Source organism: Serratia montpellierensis, from assembly GCF_020858655.1.
GTDB lineage: Bacteria > Pseudomonadota > Gammaproteobacteria > Enterobacterales > Enterobacteriaceae > Serratia > Serratia montpellierensis.
On the sequence record NZ_VOSN01000013.1, the window covers coordinates 970193 to 990812 of the forward strand.

General features: G+C 58.5%; 18 protein-coding genes, 1 tRNA gene and 1 pseudogene. 13 read left to right on the plus strand and 7 right to left on the minus strand.

The window, feature by feature from the left end; translation table 11 throughout:
* Positions 1-5: 5 nt before the first annotated feature.
* Both FUU19_RS16355 and FUU19_RS16360 read right to left on the minus strand, forming a co-directional pair.
* Positions 6-920, minus strand: a complete 915-nt coding sequence (locus FUU19_RS16355) for an ABC transporter permease subunit (protein WP_004928592.1) — start codon at positions 918-920, stop codon at positions 6-8.
* Positions 921-1045: 125 nt separating this feature from the next.
* Entirely contained in the window at positions 1046-2164 is a 1119-nt protein-coding gene (locus tag FUU19_RS16360) for a branched-chain amino acid ABC transporter substrate-binding protein (protein ID WP_048234441.1), read from the minus strand.
* Positions 2165-2744: 580 nt separating this feature from the next.
* Between FUU19_RS16360 and FUU19_RS16365 the strand changes: the two genes are divergently transcribed.
* Positions 2745-2820, plus strand: a tRNA-Asn gene (locus FUU19_RS16365).
* A gap of 73 nt (positions 2821-2893) precedes the next feature.
* On the opposite strand, the gene FUU19_RS16370 is transcribed toward FUU19_RS16365, so the two are convergent.
* Positions 2894-4102: an aldose 1-epimerase family protein gene (locus tag FUU19_RS16370; RefSeq protein ID WP_230490716.1), complete on the minus strand. Its 1209-nt coding sequence runs from the start codon at positions 4100-4102 to the stop codon at positions 2894-2896.
* Between the two features lie 679 nt (positions 4103-4781).
* On the opposite strand from FUU19_RS16370, the gene tcuC reads away from it, so the two are divergent.
* Both tcuC and FUU19_RS16380 read left to right on the plus strand, forming a co-directional pair.
* The gene (tcuC, locus tag FUU19_RS16375) at positions 4782-6077 is read left to right on the plus strand and encodes an MFS transporter (protein WP_230490715.1); all 1296 of its coding nucleotides are present in this window, start codon (positions 4782-4784) and stop codon (positions 6075-6077) included.
* Between the two features lie 27 nt (positions 6078-6104).
* Positions 6105-6911 carry a substrate-binding domain-containing protein gene (locus FUU19_RS16380; protein ID WP_197833376.1) on the plus strand — a complete coding sequence of 269 codons (807 nt, stop codon included), beginning with the start codon at positions 6105-6107 and terminating at the stop codon, positions 6909-6911.
* Here FUU19_RS16380 and psrA read toward each other — a convergent pair.
* From psrA to FUU19_RS16395, 3 genes are all read right to left on the minus strand, one after another.
* On the minus strand, positions 6886-7785 hold the full coding sequence (psrA, locus tag FUU19_RS16385) for an L-proline-binding transcription factor PsrA (protein ID WP_197833375.1): 900 nt from the start codon (positions 7783-7785) through the stop codon (positions 6886-6888). The two genes, FUU19_RS16380 and psrA, sit on opposite strands and share 26 nt — an antisense overlap.
* A 103-nt stretch (positions 7786-7888) precedes the next feature.
* The gene (locus FUU19_RS16390) at positions 7889-8275 is read right to left on the minus strand and encodes a diacylglycerol kinase (RefSeq protein WP_230490714.1); all 387 of its coding nucleotides are present in this window, start codon (positions 8273-8275) and stop codon (positions 7889-7891) included.
* A gap of 196 nt (positions 8276-8471) precedes the next feature.
* Positions 8472-9596 (minus strand): N-acetyltransferase, encoded by a 1125-nt coding sequence (locus tag FUU19_RS16395; RefSeq protein WP_197833374.1) that lies wholly within the window; start codon positions 9594-9596, stop codon positions 8472-8474.
* 740 nt (positions 9597-10336) lie between these two features.
* Between FUU19_RS16395 and FUU19_RS16400 the strand changes: the two genes are divergently transcribed.
* The 4 genes from FUU19_RS16400 to spt are packed head-to-tail and all read left to right on the plus strand — an operon-like array spanning position 10337 to position 14438.
* Positions 10337-12076, plus strand: coding sequence for a fatty acyl-AMP ligase (locus FUU19_RS16400; protein ID WP_141967772.1), 1740 nt, complete (start codon positions 10337-10339; stop codon positions 12074-12076).
* Positions 12073-12987 (plus strand): NAD-dependent epimerase/dehydratase family protein, encoded by a 915-nt coding sequence (locus FUU19_RS16405; protein WP_197833373.1) that lies wholly within the window; start codon positions 12073-12075, stop codon positions 12985-12987. The genes FUU19_RS16400 and FUU19_RS16405 overlap by 4 nt, the downstream gene beginning before the upstream one ends.
* A 31-nt stretch (positions 12988-13018) precedes the next feature.
* The gene (locus tag FUU19_RS16410; RefSeq protein WP_019453571.1) at positions 13019-13279 is read left to right on the plus strand and encodes an acyl carrier protein; all 261 of its coding nucleotides are present in this window, start codon (positions 13019-13021) and stop codon (positions 13277-13279) included.
* Positions 13266-14438 carry a serine palmitoyltransferase gene (gene spt / locus FUU19_RS16415; RefSeq protein WP_230507215.1) on the plus strand — a complete coding sequence of 391 codons (1173 nt, stop codon included), beginning with the start codon at positions 13266-13268 and terminating at the stop codon, positions 14436-14438. Before FUU19_RS16410 ends, spt begins: the two co-directional genes overlap by 14 nt.
* 70 nt (positions 14439-14508) lie before the next feature.
* Here spt and FUU19_RS16420 read toward each other — a convergent pair whose 3' ends face one another.
* Positions 14509-15240: a nucleoside/nucleotide kinase family protein gene (locus FUU19_RS16420; RefSeq protein ID WP_197833372.1), complete on the minus strand. Its 732-nt coding sequence runs from the start codon at positions 15238-15240 to the stop codon at positions 14509-14511.
* A 333-nt stretch (positions 15241-15573) separates the two neighbouring features.
* On the opposite strand from FUU19_RS16420, the gene FUU19_RS16425 reads away from it, so the two are divergent.
* From FUU19_RS16425 to FUU19_RS16450, 6 genes and pseudogenes are all read left to right on the plus strand, one after another.
* Positions 15574-16299: a nucleoside/nucleotide kinase family protein gene (locus tag FUU19_RS16425; protein WP_187322592.1), complete on the plus strand. Its 726-nt coding sequence runs from the start codon at positions 15574-15576 to the stop codon at positions 16297-16299.
* Positions 16300-16329: 30 nt separating this feature from the next.
* Positions 16330-17124: a nucleoside/nucleotide kinase family protein gene (locus FUU19_RS16430; RefSeq protein ID WP_141967766.1), complete on the plus strand. Its 795-nt coding sequence runs from the start codon at positions 16330-16332 to the stop codon at positions 17122-17124.
* A 72-nt stretch (positions 17125-17196) separates the two neighbouring features.
* Positions 17197-18534, plus strand: a complete 1338-nt coding sequence (locus FUU19_RS16435) for a lipopolysaccharide biosynthesis protein (RefSeq protein WP_004935553.1) — start codon at positions 17197-17199, stop codon at positions 18532-18534.
* On the plus strand, positions 18531-19400 hold the full coding sequence (locus FUU19_RS16440) for a hypothetical protein (protein ID WP_197833371.1): 870 nt from the start codon (positions 18531-18533) through the stop codon (positions 19398-19400). The genes FUU19_RS16435 and FUU19_RS16440 overlap by 4 nt, the downstream gene beginning before the upstream one ends.
* 20 nt (positions 19401-19420) lie before the next feature.
* Positions 19421-19987: a YtfJ family protein gene (locus FUU19_RS16445; protein WP_043143070.1), complete on the plus strand. Its 567-nt coding sequence runs from the start codon at positions 19421-19423 to the stop codon at positions 19985-19987.
* 28 nt (positions 19988-20015) lie between these two features.
* Positions 20016-20620, plus strand: a pseudogene (locus tag FUU19_RS16450) (LptF/LptG family permease); the annotation flags it as partial.

Consider the following 20620-nt stretch of genomic DNA (forward strand, 5'->3'; position numbering starts at 1 on the left):
TCTCCTTAAACCTTGGCGATCAGCGGCCGGCCGAGCAGGCCCTGCGGACGGAAGATCAGGATCGCCACCAGCAACCCGAAGGAGAACACGTCCTTGTAATCCGAGTTCACCATGCCGGCGAACTGCGCCTCCGCCACCCCGAGCAGCAGCCCGCCCAGCATCGCGCCCGGCAGCGAACCGATGCCGCCCAGCACCGCGGCCGTGAAGGCCTTGATACCGATGATAAAGCCGACGTAAAAATCGAAGGTGCCGTAGTTCATGGTGATCAGCACCCCGGCCAGCCCGGCCATGGCGGCGCCGATCACGAACACCAGCGAGATCACCCGATCGGTATTGATGCCGAGAATCGAGGCCATTTTACGATCCTGCTGGGTGGCGCGGCAGATGCGCCCCAGCCGGGTACGCTGAATGATGTAGGTGAGGATCGCCATGCCGAGCAGTGACGCCACCAGAATGAACACCTTGGTGTAGGTGATCTGCACCACGCCGCCGTCGAACTCCAGGCGGAACACGCCGCTCAGCAGCGTCGGGATGCCCTGCTGGCGCGGCCCTTGGCTTATCTGCGCGTAGTTTTGCAGGATTAACGACATGCCGATGGCGGAGATCAGCGGTGCCAGGCGGGTAGAGTTGCGCAGCGGCTTGTAGGCGATGCGCTCGATCACCCAGCCGTATACCCCGGTGATAACGATGGTGAACACTAGCGTGCCGAGGATCAGCAGCGGGAACGAGTGCAGCCCGAAGAACGACAGCAGCGCCAAACCGATGGCGCACAGGTAGGCGGAGATCATGTACACCTCGCCGTGGGCGAAGTTGATCATGCCGATGATGCCGTAAACCATGGTGTAGCCGATGGCGATCAGGCCATACACCGCACCGAGGGTCAGGCCGTTGATCAGCTGTTGCAGAAAGAATACATCCATAATGAGCAGTCTCGCCTGGTAAGGCCGCCAACGCAGTCCGACGCGGCCCAAAGGTCATCGCGGAACGGGCACGCCAGGGCGGCGAGCCCGTCTGTCATAAAGTCACAACGTCAGTATTGGGTTGTTCAAAGCTGGTGATATTTGCCCTTGTCATCCCACTGATAGACCACGTAGTCCGACACCTTCAGGTCGCCCTTCTGGTCCCAGGCTTTCTTGCCCATCACGGTGTCGACGTCGTGCGACTTCAGCCATTCGGCGGCCTTGGCGCTGTCTTTGCCGCCGGTGGCGTTGAAGGCGGCGGCGATCGCCTGGATCGAGGCGTAGGAGTAGAGGGTGTACCCTTCCGGCTCAAAGCCGCTGGCGCGGAACTTGGCGATCACCGCCTTGCCTTCCGGGATCAGGCGCGGATCGTTGCCGAAGGTCATCAGCACGCCGTTGGTGTACTGCGGCCCGCCGGCGGCGGTCACCAGTTCTTCGGTCACCACGCAGTCGCCGGAGAAGAACTTGGCGGTCACGCCCTGTTCGCGCATCTGGCGCACCAGCGGCCCGGCTTCCGGATGGCAGCCGCCGAAGTAGACCACGTCCGGCTTGACCGAGGCGATCTTGGTCACCAGCGCGTTGAAGTCTTTCTCGCCGCGCGACAGCCCCTCATACAGCACTTCTTTGACTCCGCGCTTGTTCATCGCCGCCTTGGCGGCATCCGCCAGCCCCTGGCCGTAGGTGTCTTTATCGTGGATCACCGCGATGCGTTTGGCCTTCAGGGTATCCAGCATGTAGTTGGTGGCGATCGCGCCCTGCTGATCGTCGCGCCCGCACATGCGGAACATCGTCTTCATGCCGCGCTCGGTGATCTGCGGGTTGGTGGAGCCGGGGGTGATGGCGATGATGCCGGCCTCGTCATACACCTCGGAGGCAGGCATGGTGGAAGAGGAGCAGAAGTGGCCGACCACCGCCGAGACCTTGTCCTGATCCACCAGACGGTTGGCGACCGCGACCGCCTGTTTCGGTTCGCAGGCGTCATCCCCCTGCACCAGCTTGATTTTTTCCCCTTTGATGCCGCCGGCGGCGTTGATGTCCGCCGCCGCCTGCGAAGCACCGCGCCAATACTGATCGCCGTAGGTGGCGTTCGGCCCGGAGAACGGCCCGGCGACGCCAATGACGATATCGGCCTGCGCGGAAAACGCCGTACCTAAACAACCGATGAGCAAAGCAGCGAGCGGACTTTTTATCAATTTCGATGACATTGTTATCTTCCTCAGCACTGTTTTCATACCCTAGATAATTGGCGTTGCATCCAGGCGGCAAGAGCATGAGCCCCGAGAGCTGACTCAAGGTCAGTGACCGGGGTAAATGCTCGCAGCCAACACCGAGGCAGCGTCAAGTATGACGGGTATAGCGGAACGCCCGGGGGCGCGGAACTTTCACTTTATGTGTAGACGGGGAAAATAATTTTCTTGAGAGCGCAGTCGCATTCCCCAAAAATGGGTAAGCAAAAATCCAGCCATTGTGACGACGAATACATATTGTTTGCTTATTCATCCTACATATCAGTTGCGGCACGGCGTGTGGCGGGGATAACGGGGGTGAGCCGTACGGCTAAGATGGGAAGGTGCAGGATAGCGAGAGTGACCCTGCACCATCGCCGTGCAAGGGCATGTGCAAGCGACGCGATAACGAGACCGGCGGCAAACATCACCGCCTGGCGATGTAAAATGCCGAAAAACAACGCAAGGTGCTCATTCCCTCAGCAAACGCACTTTTTTTGCAGTTTAGCGCTTTGACAAACCCCAGGCGCCCCGCTATTATTCGCCCCGTTCACACGATTCCTCTGTAGTTCAGTCGGTAGAACGGCGGACTGTTAATCCGTATGTCACTGGTTCGAGTCCAGTCAGAGGAGCCATATTTAGAAAAGCCCGCTTAAGGAAACTTAAGCGGGCCTTTTGCTTTAACGCTGAATGCGCCGACAGGCAGCGCTACTCTTTGGCTATCGGCACGGCATTCTCATCTATTTTTACCTTGCCCTGAATATCCGCAATCTTCTTCTCCAGATCCGCCACCTGCGCTTTGCTGTGCAGCAAGGTATAGGTCAGATCAAACTGCGCACTGGCGCCAGGCTGCAGCTGCTTAACGCGTTTTTGTTCGCGCTCAATAGTGACCGGGTAGGCATAGCTGGTGCCCGGCTCAATCCCCGTCACATACCCCTGTTTTAACGTATCGGTATTCTTCCACAGCGTCAGGACGGGTAATTGGCGGGTATCGAACTGAATAGCCACCCCTTTGTCGCCCGCGTTATTGACCAGCGCCGCCAGCGTTTGATGATTCGGATCCGATAATGGCTTAATGTTAAAGACCATTTCATCGAATCCTTTGGTTGGACCGGCATAGGTTCCCCAGGTCTTCAGCCCGGCTTTGGCATAGTCGTTAAACGGGCTGATGCTGGCGATCGGCGCCAGGAAGCGGGCGCCATTTTCCAGAATCGGCGCGCCGAAATTGCTGTGATAAATAATCTGGTAGTCATGGGGATAATCCGCCCGGTTGGTTAACACATCATGCAGGCTGAAACTGTTGCTGCCGGGCACATAGCGCAATTCGGTCAGGGTTTGCAGATCGGCTTTTTTGAATGTGCTCTCTTTGATCAGGCCGCGAATACGAATTTCATACGGCGCCGTATCCGCTACCTCAACCTCAACCCGCGAGGCCGGCGTATTGCCCGCTTTACCGTGCAACGTGTAAATTTGCCCTCCTTCGGTCACCGGATGACCGGTCCACTCATAGCCACAACGCACCATCATCTCATTGAAACCTTCCAGCCAACCGAGCCCATTGCGGCTTTCCAGGTTGATAAAGGCGGGGTTGACCACCTCTTTGACCGGGGAATCCCATCCCATTTTCGCGCCAAAGCCTTCTGCCCGCAGGAGGTTCATGCCGCGCGTGGGGCTCAGCGTGATGGTCAGGCCATCCTGGCTGCGGAAAATGATGACTTTGCTGCCTTCTTGCTTGCCGCCGTGCAACACTTTCTGCTCAATGCTGAACGTTTTATCCTTCACCTTCAGCGCCTCGCTCGAAATCTTCCAGTTTCCTTCCTCCACGCCATCTTCAGCGCTGGTCAGCACCCAACTCTGCGCCGCAGCCTGCCCTGAAATCAGAGCCGAAAACATCGCTATAAACCACGTTTTCTTCATTTCCCTTCCCCTTTAGCTGAATCGATTTTCTATTAACGAGAAAAATCTACTGTTAAGCAGGTTAAAGAAATGTGATGAACTTCACCGGGTGAGTATTTCACTAAATAGTGCGATAAAAATACGAATATCATCGCAATTTTAATGAAATTCATTAATTTTTTGCACGTTAAATGAGCGATTCATCAACATAAGTCGTATCGTTTCAGCTTTGAGCAAGGGGATGGTTTATCGCGAAGGTACGACGGGTGACCTGCTTAACGCTATCTGGCCCAAACGGAAGCGCCCATAAAGCCTGCCCGTCTTGAGCCTCTTTGCTTTCATGGCCGCCTGCTTGTGTCAAAGGAGCCCTGGTGCACAAAGCCCGCTCCGGAGATCCTGAGCGGGCTTGGTGCCTTTCTGCCGTTAGCGCTTACAGCACAAGGCACGGGGCGCTTCCCCGCCGCCCCTTTATGAACCCTGTCACAAAAAGCGCATAACGTTTTCGGCGTTCTGCGCAGCGGGCGATGAGCGACAAACTTGTTAACGCCACGTTACATCGGGTTAGGCAACATTGTTAACGCCGATTGATGCGCCACACGCATCGCGTCATGTGTTTATTGCGCTTATTTACTTTATTTTCCTGAGCGAATCTTCAGCAACAGGCGCGGCGTCAGGCGCCAATAGCAAACTGGAGATAAAGATGCATTCCTCTTCCTCACCCATGACCATCCGGGCCAGATCCGGCGCGATCCTGCGCGTCACCTCCGGCAACTTTCTGGAACAGTTCGACTTCTTTCTGTTCGGCTTTTACGCCACCTACATCGCACACACCTTTTTCCCGGCCAGCAGCGAATTTGCCTCGCTGATGATGACCTTCGCGGTATTCGGCGCCGGTTTTCTGATGCGCCCCATTGGCGCCATCGTGCTGGGCGCTTACATCGATAAAGTCGGCCGCCGCAAAGGGCTGATCGTGACCCTGTCGATTATGGCTACGGGCACCTTCCTGATCGTATTGATCCCCTCTTACCAGAGCATCGGGCTTTGGGCGCCGCTGCTGGTGCTGTGCGGACGCCTGTTGCAAGGCTTCTCGGCGGGCGCGGAGCTGGGCGGCGTGTCCGTCTATCTGGCCGAGATCGCCACGCCGGGCCGTAAGGGCTTCTACACCAGTTGGCAGTCCGGCAGCCAACAGGTGGCTATCATGGTGGCGGCGGCCATGGGCTTCGCGCTCAATGCGGCACTGGAAGAAAGCGCCATTCGCGAATGGGGCTGGCGCCTGCCTTTCCTGTTCGGCTGCCTGATCGTTCCCTCCATCTTCCTCCTGCGCCGCAAGCTGGAAGAGACGCAGGAATTTACCGCCCGACGTCACCACCTGGCGATGCACGACGTGTTTAAAACCCTGCTGAAAAACTGGCCGGTGGTGATCGCCGGCATGCTGATGGTCGCCATGACCACCACCGCGTTTTACCTGATCACCGTCTATGCGCCGACCTTCGGCAAAAAGGTGCTGTTGCTCAGCGCTTCCGACAGCTTGCTGGTCACTCTGCTGGTGGCGATCTCCAACTTCATCTGGCTGCCCATCGGCGGCGCGCTGTCGGACCGTTTCGGCCGCAAACCGGTGCTGGTCACCATGGCGCTGCTGACGCTGGCCACCGCCTACCCGGCGCTGAGCCTGCTCGCCGCCGCCCCCAGCTTCAGCATGATGCTGGCCGTGCTGCTGTGGCTGTCCTTCATTTACGGCCTCTACAACGGCGCGATGATCCCGGCCTTAACCGAGATCATGCCAACAGAAGTGCGGGTCGCCGGCTTCTCGCTGGCCTACAGCCTAGCGACGGCGGTGTTCGGCGGCTTTACGCCGGTGATCTCCACTGCCCTGATCGAATACACCGGCGATAAGGCTTCACCGGGCTACTGGATGAGCTTCGCCGCGCTGTGCGCCTTGCTGGCGACGCTGTATCTGTATCGCCGCATCGCCATACCGCTGCAAACCGCACGCTAACCCGTAATCGCAATAGGGAATCATGTCATGCAGAAACTCACTCGTTCGATCCTCGCCACGCTGGTGTGCGCCTCCTTCAGTACGGCGGCACTGGCCAAAGACGTGACCGTGATGATCTCCGGCGGCTTCAAAGCCGCGCTGGAGAAGCTGGCCCCGGAATATGAAGCCCAAAGCGGCGATAACATCATTCTGGTGTCCGGCCCCTCCATGGGGAAAACGCCGCAGGCGATCCCCGCGCGGCTGGCGCGCGGAGAGAAAGCCGATGTGGTGATCATGGTAGGCGACGCGCTGTCCCAACTGGACAAAAGTGGCTGGACCCAGCCGGGCTCACGCGTGGAGCTGGCCGATTCGCCGATCGGCATGGTGGTGAAACAGGGCGCGCCCAAACCGGCGATAAAAACGGATGCCGAGCTGCGCAATGTTTTGCTGCAAGCCGACTCTTTCGCCTATTCCGACAGTGCCAGCGGCCGCTACGTCAGCGGCCAACTGTTCAAAAAGCTGGGCATCGAGGAACAGGTGAAAGGAAAGGCGCATAAGATTGAGCGCATCCCGGTGGCCTCTGAAGTGGCGCAAGGGAAATACGCGCTGGGCTTCCAGCAGGTCAGCGAATTGCTGCCCGTGGCGGGCGTCACCTTTATCGGCGAGCTGCCGGAAAACGTGCAGTACATCACCCGCTTCGCCGGCGCGGTGACCGCCAAGGCGGAGCACCGCCGCGAAGGCAAAGCGCTGCTGGACTTCCTCGCGTCCTCTCAGGCGCAGCCGACCATTCGCGCGACCGGTATGCGAACCGTGCCGGCACAGCAGCCGGTCAAGCAGAGTGATACCGTTCAGTAATCAGCTTTTCCAGCTCGGCGGCGACGAAAGACTGCATGCGGCCGCCGCGTCTGATGAGGCCCACGGTGCGTTTCACCACCGGATCGACCAGCGGCACCGACGTCAGCACCGAATGCTCTGAAGCAGGCATCGACATGGCGGGCACGGCGGCAATGCCGATGCCCGCCTCAACCATGCCCAGCATGGTCGTCACATGGCGAGTTTCGCACACGCTGGGGCGTTCCGGCACGAGGTGTTCCAGGCGTTGATCGAGCAGATTACGATTGCCGGAGGTTTTATCCAGCGACACGTAGTCCTGCTGATAAAATTCCCGCCAGGTAAAGCTCTTTTTACCGGCGAGCGGGTGGTCGCGCCGACAGGCGGCCACGTAGACGTCCCCCACCAACGGCACAAACTCAAGATTAGGCTGCAGCCGCCCGGCGAAGCAGATGCCAAAATCGGCCTGGCCGCCGGTGACCGCCTCGATGACATTGCCGGCGCTGCCGTCGATCAACTTAACGCGCACGCGGGGATAGCGAAGCCGGAAACGGCGTATCACGTCGGGCATGAAATAGTAGGCCGCCGACGGCACCGTGGCGACGGTGATCAACCCCACCCGCTCTTGGCTGACCTTATCGATATCGGCCATCACCGCTTCGACGTTCATCAGCAGCTGATCCGAACGTTCGGCAAAGGCCTGCCCGTACAGCGTCAAAGTCACGCGCCGGGTGGTGCGATCGAACAGTTTGATGCCCAGCGCGTTTTCCAGCTTCTCAATCCTGCGGCTCAGCGCCGATTGCGACAGGCAGATAGACTCTGCGGCCAGCCGAAAATTGCCGTACTCCACCAGCGCGCGAAACGCATAGAGATCGTTGAGATCAAAATTCACGGGCATAACGGCCAACTCTCCTTGCTGAAAGGGCAAAAGACGAAAAACAACGATGATAACCGCCGATATCGCTACGGTAACCGGCTTGGTGGTTGAGCCACCAAAGCCCCTATCGCCCCAGCAGCACCGTTGCCCAAACCACAATGGTCAGCACCACGGCCACCAGCTGCGCTGCGCCGCCCAGATCTTTGGCGCGTTTGGATAACGGATGCAATTCCAGCGAAATGCGATCGACCACGGTTTCAATCGCCGTATTAAGCAGTTCTACCACCAATAGCAGAAAACTGCAGATGATTAATAACAGTCGCTCCATTTTTGTAATATCTAAAGCAAATGTAACAACCAGTAAAATGGCGTTAATAACCAATAATTGGCGAAACGCATCTTCGGTCAGCACGGCATCAATAACACCGGCCCAGGAATTCCTTATGCTATACGTTAATCGGCTTATTCCCTTTTTCTTTTTTTCAGGCATACCTTCTGCTCTCATCAACATGACGACACCCCTTCAAATAAATCACGAGCCGTGAATTTATCTCGGGTTTATTAATTAAAGACCTTAACCGTTCGCCCTCAGGAGAGGCTTCATTCGCTTACGCGGCGCCCGCACAACCGTGAAGCGACCAGCGAGAAAAATGCCCCGGCGGGATGATTATCCTGAGGACGTTAAAAGACGATACGTTATCAGCCGGTTAAAGCGTTTTCTCGTACAAGCGGTAGCGCTTATAAGGGACCGCCCCGATGCGTTCTAAAATCGTCCGCATGCCGGTATTGGTTTCCAGGATCCACGACATTTCCAGCGCGTCGATATTGCGCTTGGCGAAAGGCTCGCGCAGCGCCTCAATCAGCAGCAGCGCAATAATCGGCCCGATGCGGCTGAATTGATATTCCTGGCGCACGCCCATCAACGGCACGCGCGCGGTGCGCACGCCGCTGACCTTCAGCCGCCACAATAACTTCGCCCAGCCGAACGGCAATAGCCGCCCCTGCAGATCGGCAATGGCTTCGTTAATGTTCGGCAAGCCGACGATAAAGGCGCAGGGTGCGCCATCCACCTCGGCGATATGGATCATATCGTCGGGCACCAGGAACTTCAGCTGATCCCCCATGGTGGCGAACTCGTGCTCGGTGAACGGGACAAACCCCCAGTTATGCTGCCATCCGGAATTGAACACCTCGCGCAGCACCTGCATCTCCTCGCGAAAGCGCTTGCGGTTGAGGCGGCGAACGGTCACCTTTTTGCGTACCTGGTCCATCATCCGGGTTAACGACGGCGAAAAGTGCAGGTCGGTTCTCTTCATCCAATAGGCAAGTAAATCAATGCCTTCGGTATAACCCTGCTGCGCTATCTGGGGCGCGTAATAAGGCTTGGCGTGCGTCATCAGCGCCGACGGCGGGGTGTCGAACCCTTCGACCAACAGGCCGCTTTCCTGATTGATATTGAGGCTGAACGGCCCGGTGATTTTGCGCGCGCCTTTCGCCCTCAACCACTCCTCCGCTACCGTGAATAACGCGCTGAACACGGCAGGATCGTCAACGGCATCAATCATGCCGAAGTGGCCGGTATCCTCGCCGTGCAGCTCGCGGTGCAAGGAATCAATTTGTGCGGTGATGCGCCCAACGACCCTCCCCTGTTTTTTGGCCACCCACGCCTGCCATTCGATATGGTCGGTGCCGGGATTCTTCTTTGACAGGTGCTCTTCGCGCTCTAAATACAGCGGCTCAATCCAGTTCGGATCATCGCGAAACAGTAACGAGGGGAAAGCAATAAATTCTTTAAGCTCGCGTTTATCCAGAACTTTCTCAACACGGATCATAAATAGCCTTAGGTTTTAATAAAATAATTAACTATGCGCGCGACAATGCCTTTAGCATTTTTTATGCTGTTCTCTTTTATTGGATTAGTGTATTGCCTCCGATTTAACGATAAGAAAAACCGAATATTACCCCCTGTGAATCAGCGCATTATTGGCCCGACATTCACCCTGTGATTTTCGTGATTGCTCAAAAAAGAAAAACAAAAAGCGGCGCAGGCATGCTACGCTAATGATGCTCTTTTATTATTTCGTGCTGTTCAGGCAAAAGAAACCCGCCGCTTTTAGTGTACCGACTTTAATCAGGAGGTGCGCCGCCATTTTTACCACTTAATGCTCTTTTTAAGATTCAGGTTAAATCAGGCATTCACTTTTTGATTTCTTGCGGCATACTGTTTAGGAAGTGTTTAAGTTCCAAGATTGCCATGCATGAGGTCATAACCTATGAGCCGACAGTTATTTCCTGCTCAACATATGCAGATGAAAGAACGGCAAAACCCGGGTATTACCCTAGCCTCTCGTATATCTCCAGGGCGCTGTTCAAGGCTGATAACGCGAGTCAATAACGCGCTATCCGGTTAATAACCTGCGTGCTACTCAAGCACGACAATATACGCTTTTCGCGGAATGAAGATGGTTGAATAACAAACTTATTCGAAACCTATTCATAGTAAAACATCAATTACCTCGCCAAGAGTGATTTATCTCTTTTGGTGATTTTTAATCTATGGCTAAGTTTGTCTATGTCTGAAACAAGTTCCGTTCATTCTCTTCCCATGCGCTATGCGGACTTCCCCACTTTAGTGGACGCGTTGGATTACGCGGCACTCGGTAATACGGGAATGAATTTTTACGACCGTCGCAATCAACTCGTGACCGTTCTCGAATATCGCACGCTGCAGCAAAAAGCGATCTCGGGCGCGCGGCGTTTATTGTCCCTGAAGCTCAAGAAAGGCGATCGCGTGGCGCTGATCGCTGAAACCAGCGCGGGATTCGTTGAAGCCTTTTTCGCCTGCCAATATGCCGGCCTGGTGGCGGTGCCGTTGGCGATCCCGATGGGCGTGGGCCAGCGCGACTCTTACACCGCCAAGCTGAAGGGGCTGATTGCCAGCTGCAACCCCGCGGCAATCATCAGCAGCGAAGAATGGACGCCGCTGATCGCGTCGGCCACGGAAAAGGCGCCGTCGCTGCACATCCTCAGCGACGAGGATTTTAACGCCTTGCCGGAGCCGGAAATCGCGTTGCCGGCGCCCTCGCCCGACGACATCGCCTATCTGCAATACACCTCGGGCAGCACCCGCTTCCCGCGCGGCGTGATCATTACCCAGCGGGCGGCCATGGCGAACCTGAACGCGATCAGTCGCGACGGCATCAAGCTGCGCGCGGGCGACCGCTGCGTCTCCTGGCTGCCCTTCTATCACGATATGGGCCTGGTCGGTTTCCTGCTGACCCCGGTAGCGACCCAGCTGTCCGTCGATTACCTGCGCACGCAAGATTTCGCCATGCGTCCGATGCAGTGGCTGAAACTGATCGCCAAGAATCGCGGCACGGTCTCCGTCGCCCCGCCGTTCGGCTACGATCTGTGTCTGCGCCGCAGCAACGCCAAAGAGCTGGCCGATCTGGATCTCTCCAGCTGGCGGGTCGCGGGCGTGGGCGCCGAGCCGATCCCGGCCGAGCTGCTCGGCCAGTTCGGCGACCACTTCAGCAGCATCAACTTCGACAGTAAAGCCTTCATGCCCTGCTACGGCCTGGCCGAGAACACTCTGGCGGTCAGTTTTTCCGACCCTTGCTCCGGCCCGCAAACCAACGCCGTCGACCGCGATATTTTGGAGTACGAGGGTAAGGCGGTCGCGCCCGGCAAGAAGACCCGCGCCGTCTCGACCTTCGTCAACTGCGGCCGAGCGCTGCCCGGCCACCGCATCGAGATCCGCAGCGAAACCGGGCAACCGCTGCCGGAACGCCAGGTCGGCCACATCACGATTTCCGGCCCCAGCCTGATGAACGGCTATTTCTGCGACGATGAATCTCAGAAGCAAATTCAGGTGACCGGCTGGATGGATACCGGCGATCTGGGCTACCTGCTGGACGGCTATCTCTACGTCACCGGCCGCAAGAAGGATTTGATCATCATTCGCGGCCGCAATATCTGGCCGCAGGATATCGAGTACGTCGCGGAATCCGAACCGGAAATCCGTTCCGGCGATGCGATCGCCTTCGTGACCGAAGAACACGACGAAGCGGCCAGGATCATTTTGCAAATCCAGTGCCGAGTCAGTTCGGAAGAACGCCGGGAGCAAATCGTGCATTCGCTGAGCGCGCGCATTCAAAGCGAGTTCGGCATTGCGGTGGACATCGAGCTGCTGCCGCCGCACAGCATTCCCCGTACGTCGTCGGGCAAACCTGCCCGTGCCGAGGCCAAAAAACGCTGGCTGAGCGCTTCGCTCTACCCGCAAATGCCGCAGCTGGCCGGTTTCGCGCAATGAGCGGCACCGTGGCGGTGACGGGCGCGACCGGCTTTATCGGCCGGCACATCGTCCAGGAACTGCTGGCGCAAGGATTTAGCGTGCGCGCCCTGACGCGGCGCGCCGGAAAAGCCGCCGCCGACAACCTGCAATGGATCCCCGGCGAGTTGGAAGATCGGCCCTCGCTCACCGAACTGGTGCGCGGCGCGGAATGCGTGGTGCATTGTGCGGGCCAGGTGCGCGGGCATGCGGAAACGGTTTTTACCCGCTGCAACGTCACCGGCAGCCTGAATTTGATGCAGGCGGCCAGGCAAAACGGCCGCTGCCATCGCTTTCTGTTCATGTCGTCGCTGGCGGCCCGCCATCCGGCGCTGTCGTGGTACGCCCATTCAAAACAGGCCGCCGAACAGCAACTCATCGCCGCCAGCGGCGATATCGCGCTGGGGATTTTCCGCCCGACGGCGGTTTACGGGCCCGGCGATAAAGAGCTGAAACCGCTGTTCAACGGTCTGCTGCGCGGCGTACTGCCCCGGCTGGGCGCGCCTGACGCCAGGCTCTCTTTTCTGCACGTGAGCGATTTGGCAAAGGCGGTCAGCCAATGGGTGCAGGCCGAACCCGCGCAGCCGAATATTTACGAGCTGTGCGACGGCGTGGCCGAAGGCTATAACTGGCTGCGCCTGCGGGACATCGGCGCCGCCGTGCGGCACGGGCCGGTGCGTCTGGTGGGCATTCCGCTGCCGCTGCTGAAAGCCCTGGCGGATATCAGCGTGGCGTGGAACCGCCTGGTCAAACAAGAGCCGATGCTGACGCGCAGCAAAATACGCGAATTAACGCATCACGACTGGTCCGCCAGTAATCACGCGCTGTCGCAACAGATTAATTGGTTTCCACAGGTGAGTTTGGAGCGCGCACTGCGTGAAGGGCTGTTTTAATTATTCCAAATAGAGGTGTGTCAACATTCTTATGCTAAATCGCGATGCTGTAATGGATTATATCCTGACGTGTTTGCAAGGTATCGTCGAAGGCGGAGTGGAAATAAAACCTGATAGCGATCTCGTCAATGATCTTGGCCTGGAATCCATCAGAGTCTTGGATCTGCTGATGATGCTGGAAGATGAATTAGATATCTCCATTCCTATCAATATATTGCTTGATGTCAGAACGCCTGAGCAACTGCTTGATGCGCTGCGCCCTTATCTGGAGAAAAGCCATGGGACTGTATGATAAGTTTGCTCGGCTCGCCAATGACCGTGAACAATTTCAAACGTCCGGTCTGAATCCGTTCGGCACCTGTATCGACGAAGTCTATTCCGCCACCCAGGGCCGCATCGGCGATCAAAAGATTGTCCTTGCCGGTACCAATAACTACCTTGGCCTGACGTTCGATGCGCAGGCGATCGCCGCCGGCCAGGCAGCCCTGGCGGCGCTCGGCACCGGCACCACCGGCTCGCGCATGGCGAACGGCAGCTACGGATCGCACCTGACGCTGGAACGGGAGCTGGCGGAATTCTTCGATCGCCCCAGCGCCATCGTGTTCTCCACCGGCTATACCGCCAACCTGGGCGTCATCAGCACGCTGGCGGGACCGGGCTCCGTGGTGTTGATCGACGCGGACAGCCACGCGAGCATTTACGACGCCTGCGCCCTCGGCGGCGCGGAGATTATTCGCTTCCGCCACAATGACGCCGCCGATCTGGAGCGCCGCATGGTGCGCCTGGGCGAACGCGCCCGCGAGGCGATCATTATCGTGGAAGGCATCTACAGCATGCTGGGCGACGTCGCCCCGCTGGTGGAAATCGTCGACATCAAGCGGCGGCTGGGCGGGTATCTGCTGGTCGACGAAGCGCACTCCTTCGGCGTGATGGGCGAGCACGGCCGCGGCCTGGCCGAAGCGCTGGGCGTCGAGCAAGACGTGGATATTATCCTGGGCACCTTCAGCAAAAGCCTGGCTTCGATCGGCGGTTTCGCCGTCGGTGGCAAGGGGATGGACGTGCTGCGCTACAGCAGCCGGCCGTATATCTTTACCGCTTCGCCGTCGCCGTCCAGCATCGCGTCGGTGCGCACGGCGCTGCAAAAAATCGCGCGCCATCCCGAGCTGCGGGAAAAGCTGTGGAGCAACGCGCACCGTCTGTACCACGGCCTCGCCGAACTGGGGTATACCCTGGGCCCGCGCATCAGCCCGGTGGTGCCGGTGATGATCGGTTCGAAGGAAGAAGGATTGCGTTTCTGGCGCGAGCTGATCGTCCACGGCGTATATGTAAACCTGGTGCTGCCACCGGCCGCGCCGGCGGGCGTCACCCTGTTGCGCTGCAGCGTCAATGCCGCGCAAAGCGATGAAGAGATCGACGCCATCGTGCGCGCCTTTGCGGCGCTGAAAAAATAAAGCTTTTCTCTCTCGGCCGCGGCGGCGGTGCCGAAAATGGCATCACCGCCCTTCCGAATCGCTGCGCGCCTCAGTGCGCAGCCGTTGATGCCCCATCAGCCGAATAGCGATAGCCCTGCGCCGCCATAAATTCCGCGATGGCTTTTTCCGCCGCCGAAAGCACCTCCTCGATCGGCCGATCGGCATCGAGATCCACGATGTCGGCGCCTTCGAACGTCAATAACGGCGTGACGGCGATCTTCTTCTCCAGCGCCGCTTTGCGGTGATCGGGTTTGCGCGCGCAGGCCACGTCCAGACTGACATTCAGCTTGAGCACCAGATCCGGTTTTTGCCCCGCCATCCATTGGAACGCCGCCCGCTCGCGCGCCGCCAGCCAACGGACGAAACGGCTCCCTTCAACGTCGACGGGAAAAACCGTACCGTCGTAAGCGCCGGGGATTTGCGCCTGCGGAAAACGGTCGGTCAACACGATGAGCCCTTGCCGACGATACGCCAGCATGCGGCGAAACCGTAGCAGCCGCCGCCCGACGAAGGCGATGATCACCGCCGACGGCAACAGGCCGATCCGGGATTTTTTCGTTTTGACTTTTTTGGTATTGCTCTCGATAGCCTTGCCCACCGAGCGCCCGAGCAGCGGCAGTTTCGCCGCCGCGCGCCCGACGTTGCCCGCCTGTTTGCCCAGATGCACCTGCACCGCCGGGCCATAATGTTTCACATACGCGATCAGATGTTCACAAACGGTGGACTTACCCGATCCGTCGCTGCCGATAACCGCAATCAGCGGCGGAAGTTTTGCACTCATAATCAGACTCTCTTTCAATACACCAGAAATGGCGTGCCAGGCTTGAAGCGAAATATCACTCAACGCCGCATCAAACAGCACAAAAGATTAAGCGAAAATTGAAAACCTCTGCTCTTTTTTCGCCGTGCCACATGCCGGAATTAACATAAAAAGCGAAACCGGCACACGCACAGCCAATTAGCACAAAATAACAAGAACGAGCGCCATAAATATCAATTCAAATAACGAAAAGAAATACAGCCATCATTATTTTATCGCAGCAAAGCACAATAAATATCTTGAACCCAAGGCGTATTGGAATACAATAGTTTTTTTCGCATTGGATCAATTATTGTGAGTCAGCAGATAAGACCTTCGTCTGATCGCTCGCCCGTGCGCGTCATAGCGATAACCGGCTGTGACGGCTCGGGAAAATCCACCTTGGCCGCCAGCCTGGTCAACGCCTTATCGGCAAAAGAACCTGCCGAACTGCTTTATCTCGGCCAGTCTTCCGGGCGTATCGGTGAATGGATCAGTTCGCTGCCGATTATTGGCGCCCCCTTCGGGCGTTATTTGCTGAAGAAGTCGGAGCGCGTGCACGATCGCCCTTCCACGCCGCCGGATAATGCCACGGCGCTGGTGATTTTCTTACTCTCCTATTGGCGCGTTTATAAATTCCGCCGCATGCTGAAGAAAAGTCGCCGTGGCGCATTGCTGATTACCGATCGTTATCCGCAGGCCGAAGTGGCGGGATTTCGTTTTGATGGCCCGCAGCTGGCAAAAACCGCCGGCGGTAATCGCTGGGTACGCTGGCTGAGAAAGCGCGAACAACACCTGTACCAGTGGATGGCGTCTTATCAGCCCTTATTATTAATTCGGCTGGATATTGACGAGCAAACGGCCTATTCACGCAAACCCGACCACTCGCTGGCGGCGTTGCGTGAAAAGATCGCCGTTATCCCGCACCTGACGTTTAACGGCGCTAACATATTGGATTTAGACGGCCGCGAGCCGGCCAACCGTATTTTCGATGAATCGCTGCGCGCCGTTAAAATATCGCTGAGGGCCGCCAATGCCTAGCCGACAAATAACCCTTTCGTACCGAAACAGATGAAAAAAAATAAACTCACTGCCGAACAGGATACCTCTTCCGCCTGCATCACCGGGCTGATTGCCGTAGTGGGCAGCGACGGCACGGGCAAGTCCACGCTGACCGCCGATCTGGTGAAAAATCTGCAGCAACATCGCCCCACGGAGCGGCGCTATTTGGGGCTGATCTCCGGCGAAGACGGCGACAAAATCAAGAAGTTGCCGTTCATCGGCGTATGGCTGGAACGGCGCCTGGCGGCCAAATCCGATAAAACCCAGCGCATGAGCAACAGGCCGCCGGCGCTGTGGGCGGCGCTGATCATGTACGGCTTTTCGCTGTGGCGCGCTGCCAACCTGCGCAAGGTGCGGCAGCTGGCGCAGAGCGGCGTGCTGGTGATCAGCGATCGCTACCCGCAGGCGGAAATTTCAGGTTTTTACTACGATGGGCCCGGCATCGGCGTAGAACGCGCAAAAGGCTGGTTATTGAGCCGCCTGGCGGCGCGCGAACGCCGTTTATATCAACGCATGGCCGTCTATCGGCCGGAGTTGATCATTCGCCTTGATATCGACGTCGATACGGCGTTTTCGCGCAAGCCCGATCACAGCTATGAAGAGCTGAAAGACAAGATTTCCGCCATGGTGCGCCTGCAATACAACGGCACGCGCATCATCGAGCTGGACGCCAGAGCCCCTTACGACGAGGTGCTGAGCAACGCGCTCAACGCCATTTCCGCCGTGGTGAACCCCGCGAAGCGCCCACAGAGCGACATCGGGCAACCCGGCGAAAACGCCGGCAAAGAAACTCAGGTTTATTAAACGCATACAGGGAAAGCGCATAACAGCGGAACACAAGATGCAGAAAAATAACGATAACGGCTGGTTTGGGTTATGAAACGGTGGTTTTCCGATGGCGCGTTTCGCTCCATTTTACGTAATGCCGCCTACTTAGGCTCCGGCAGCGTCGCCAGCGCGCTGCTTGGCCTGCTGGCGCTCTCCTGCGCCGGTAAAGGCATGTCACCTGAAATGTTCGGCGTGCTGGTGGTGATCCAGGCCTATACCAAAGCGGTCAGCGATTTCATCAAATTCCAGACCTGGCAGTTTGTGGTGCAATTCGGTACCCCGGCGCTGGAGCATCAAAACACCGGGCGCTTCCGCGACGTCGTCGCCTTCTCCTTCGGGCTGGATATCGCCAGCGGCGTCATCGCCGTGCTGGGCGGCATGATCATGCTGCCGTTCTTGTCTCACGCCCTGGGGCTGGACAGCGAAAGCTTCTGGCTCGCCATGCTGTACTGCACCCTGATCCCGTCGATGACCTCGTCCACGCCGACCGGCGTGCTGCGCGCCTTCAACCGCTTCGATCTCATCGCCATCCAGCAGGCGATCAAGCCATTCCTGCAGGCGGTGGGCAGCGTCATCTCCTATTATTTCGATCTGGGGTTCCCCGGCTTTATCGTCACCTGGTACGCCTCTAACCTGATCGGCGGCACGCTGTTTTGGTGGTTCACCGCGCGCGAACTGCGCCGCCGCGATATCCACGGCGCGCTGAGGCCGCGCCTGTTCAACGTCGCGCGCCGCATTGAGGGCGCCTGGAACTTCGTCTGGACCACCAACATCGCCCATACCATCTGGGCCGCGCGCAACTCCTGCACCACCGTGCTGGTAGGCGTGGTGCTCGGGCCGGCCGCCGCCGGGCTGTTCAAGATCGCCATGACCTTCTTCGATGCGACGGGCACCCCGGCCAAGCTGCTGGAGAAAAGCTTCTATCCCGAGATCATGCGCCTGGATCCGCGCACCAAGACCCCGTGGCTGCTGGGCCTGCGCTCCTCGCTGTTGGCCGGCGGCATCGGCCTGGCCGTCGCGGTGTTGATGCTACTGGTGGGCAAGCCGCTTATTTCCGCGGTGTTCGGGCAGCAATATCTGGAAGCCTATGACCTGATTCAAATCATGCTGGGCGCGATCATCGTTTCCATGATGGGCTTCCCGCAGGAGTCCTTATTGTTTATGGCAGGCAAGCAGCGCGCTTTCCTGATCGCGCAGGCGACGGCCTCGGCGGCCTACATTGCGCTGCTGGTGTCGATGGCGTATGCCTTCGGCGTGCAGGGCGCCGCCTTCGCTTATTTACTGGGGCAATGTTTAGACGTTCTGTTATCCCTGATACCGACGATCGGCGCCTACCGCAATCGCTTTATGTTGGGGCTGAATGTGCCCAAAGAGAGTAATCAATGACCGCTAACACGAATTGGAAGAAGTTCTCCGCTGAAACCACCCAGGCGCTGTTTGTCGCGGTGGAAGAGGACGACCTGGTTGAGGCGAATATCAGCCTCCCACAGCAGATCGATCTGGAATGCTCTCCCGAGAGCATTCGGGACAACTACGCGCTGTGCCTGCAGTTTTGGGAAGACGGCTTTTCCCGCTGCGAGCTGCTGCAGTTGGTGAACGGTTTCCTGCAAGACCCGCAGTTGGCGGCGGCTACCCGCATGCGCTACAAATATATCCGCGCCCGCTATAAGCACCTGCGCTTCGCCCAGCAGCTGTACGGCGCGCCCCATCGCGCCAACCGCCTGTTCCACATCACCACCGTGGTGCTCGGCCATTTTCAGGACGCGTTTCGCAACGGCAACCAGAAGAACCTGACGCTGTACGGCAACCTGCTGCGGCTGCTGCTCAGCAAGCCGGTGTGGTCATCGGTGCGCTATGCGCTGCGCCACACCCGGCTGGAAAGCGCACAGGGCTTTATCACCTACCGCCAGGAGCAGATGCGCCAGCTGCAGACGCTGATCGCCAGCCCGGCGCTGACCGGGCATCAGTTCCACGACGTGCGCAAAATCGTCAGCCGCCAGGTGTCGTTTTACGACACGCTGAGATCGATCGATCCCGACAACCGCGAGGCCCGGCAGATCTCGCGCTTCCTGGCGGCGATTAACGGCCTGATGGGCGACCGACACGACGTGATGGTGGCGGACAAGCTGGCCGGCGGCGATATCTATGATAGGCCGGCGATCCTGGATATCGACATCCGCCAGCGCCTGGAGCTGCTGCTGGCGCGCTTTCCGCTGTCGTATTCCCAGCCGGCCATCGCGGCGGGCAGATAACCGGGTTGCGCGGAGCCATGATGACGTTACGCCGCTTGCTGACCCTCGCCTTGCTGCTGTCGCCGCTGGCGGCATCTGCGCATAACTTCGTGCATGGCCGGCCGGTGGCGCCAATAGCCATCGCCGATCGCGGCGAGCTGCTGCTGCGCAACGGCGATTTCAGCTACCGGCCGTGGAACAGCGCAAAACTGGCGGGCAAGGTGCGGGTGATCCAGTACATCGCCGGGCGCACCTCCGCCAAAAAGAAGAACTCGTTGCTGATCAACGCCGTCAAGGACGCGAACCTGCCGGGCGATCGCTTCCAGCCGACCACCATCGTCAACACCGACGACGCGATACCGGGCTCCGGCTTCTTCGTGCGCGGCAAGATCGAGAAAAACAAGCGGCATTACCCCTGGGCGCAGTTCATCGTCGACAGCGACGGGCTGGGGCGCATGGCCTGGCGGCTGCCGGAGGAGAGCTCCACCATCGTGGTGCTGGATAAGGCCGGGCGCGTGCAGTGGGCGAAGGACGGCGCACTCACCCCGCAGGAAGTTGACCAGGTGATCGCCCTGCTGCGCACCCTGATCGACCGGGAGACGCCATGACGCGCACGCCGCCGGGAGCCGATGACGCATGTCTTTGATTGAACGCTATATCACGGTTGAGATCCGACGCCTGGTGATGATGATCGCCGGGTTTCTGATCTTTATGTTCGCCAGCTACTCCGCCCAGCGCTACCTGACCGACGCCGCCAACGGCACGCTGGCGCTGCGGGTGGTGGCCGAGGTGGTTTTCTATAAATCGCTGATCGCGCTGGAGATGATATTGCCCGTCGCGCTGTATGTCTCGGTGGCGGTGGCGCTGAGCCAGCTGTACAGCGATGCGGAGATCACCGCCATGCTGGCCGCCGGCGCCAGCCCGCTGCGGCTGTACAAAGCGGTGCTGATACTGGCCGTGCCGCTGGCGATCGCGGTCACGCTGCTGTCGCTGTATGGCAGGCCCTGGGCGTACGCCAATATTTATCAGCTGCAGCAAGAGTCGCAGTCGGTGCTGGACGTGAGCCACCTGCAGGCCGACAAATTCAACGTCAGCGGCAACGGCCGCATGATCCTCGCCAATCACGTCGACAAAACGGCCAACCATCTGACGGACGCCCTGATTTATGTGCGCGGCGGCCATCACACCAACCTGTACCGCGCGCAGTCGGTGGAGGTGCTCGACGCCTCTCCCGCCAGCCC

What these genes read in the sequence shown, in the direction of transcription:
- FUU19_RS16355 (WP_004928592.1), bottom strand. Translation starts at nt 920, where the DNA reads ATGGATGTATTCTTTCTGCAACAGCTGATCAACGGCCTGACCCTCGGT.
- FUU19_RS16360 (WP_048234441.1), bottom strand. Translation starts at nt 2,164, where the DNA reads ATGTCATCGAAATTGATAAAAAGTCCGCTCGCTGCTTTGCTCATCGGT.
- FUU19_RS16370 (WP_230490716.1), bottom strand. Translation starts at nt 4,102, where the DNA reads ATGAAGAAAACGTGGTTTATAGCGATGTTTTCGGCTCTGATTTCAGGG.
- tcuC (WP_230490715.1), top strand. Translation starts at nt 4,782, where the DNA reads ATGCATTCCTCTTCCTCACCCATGACCATCCGGGCCAGATCCGGCGCG.
- FUU19_RS16380 (WP_197833376.1), top strand. Translation starts at nt 6,105, where the DNA reads ATGCAGAAACTCACTCGTTCGATCCTCGCCACGCTGGTGTGCGCCTCC.
- psrA (WP_197833375.1), bottom strand. Translation starts at nt 7,785, where the DNA reads ATGCCCGTGAATTTTGATCTCAACGATCTCTATGCGTTTCGCGCGCTG.
- FUU19_RS16390 (WP_230490714.1), bottom strand. Translation starts at nt 8,275, where the DNA reads ATGTTGATGAGAGCAGAAGGTATGCCTGAAAAAAAGAAAAAGGGAATA.
- FUU19_RS16395 (WP_197833374.1), bottom strand. Translation starts at nt 9,596, where the DNA reads ATGATCCGTGTTGAGAAAGTTCTGGATAAACGCGAGCTTAAAGAATTT.
- FUU19_RS16400 (WP_141967772.1), top strand. Translation starts at nt 10,337, where the DNA reads ATGTCTGAAACAAGTTCCGTTCATTCTCTTCCCATGCGCTATGCGGAC.
- FUU19_RS16405 (WP_197833373.1), top strand. Translation starts at nt 12,073, where the DNA reads ATGAGCGGCACCGTGGCGGTGACGGGCGCGACCGGCTTTATCGGCCGG.
- FUU19_RS16410 (WP_019453571.1), top strand. Translation starts at nt 13,019, where the DNA reads ATGCTAAATCGCGATGCTGTAATGGATTATATCCTGACGTGTTTGCAA.
- spt (WP_230507215.1), top strand. Translation starts at nt 13,266, where the DNA reads ATGGGACTGTATGATAAGTTTGCTCGGCTCGCCAATGACCGTGAACAA.
- FUU19_RS16420 (WP_197833372.1), bottom strand. Translation starts at nt 15,240, where the DNA reads ATGAGTGCAAAACTTCCGCCGCTGATTGCGGTTATCGGCAGCGACGGA.
- FUU19_RS16430 (WP_141967766.1), top strand. Translation starts at nt 16,330, where the DNA reads ATGAAAAAAAATAAACTCACTGCCGAACAGGATACCTCTTCCGCCTGC.
- FUU19_RS16435 (WP_004935553.1), top strand. Translation starts at nt 17,197, where the DNA reads ATGAAACGGTGGTTTTCCGATGGCGCGTTTCGCTCCATTTTACGTAAT.
- FUU19_RS16440 (WP_197833371.1), top strand. Translation starts at nt 18,531, where the DNA reads ATGACCGCTAACACGAATTGGAAGAAGTTCTCCGCTGAAACCACCCAG.
- FUU19_RS16445 (WP_043143070.1), top strand. Translation starts at nt 19,421, where the DNA reads ATGACGTTACGCCGCTTGCTGACCCTCGCCTTGCTGCTGTCGCCGCTG.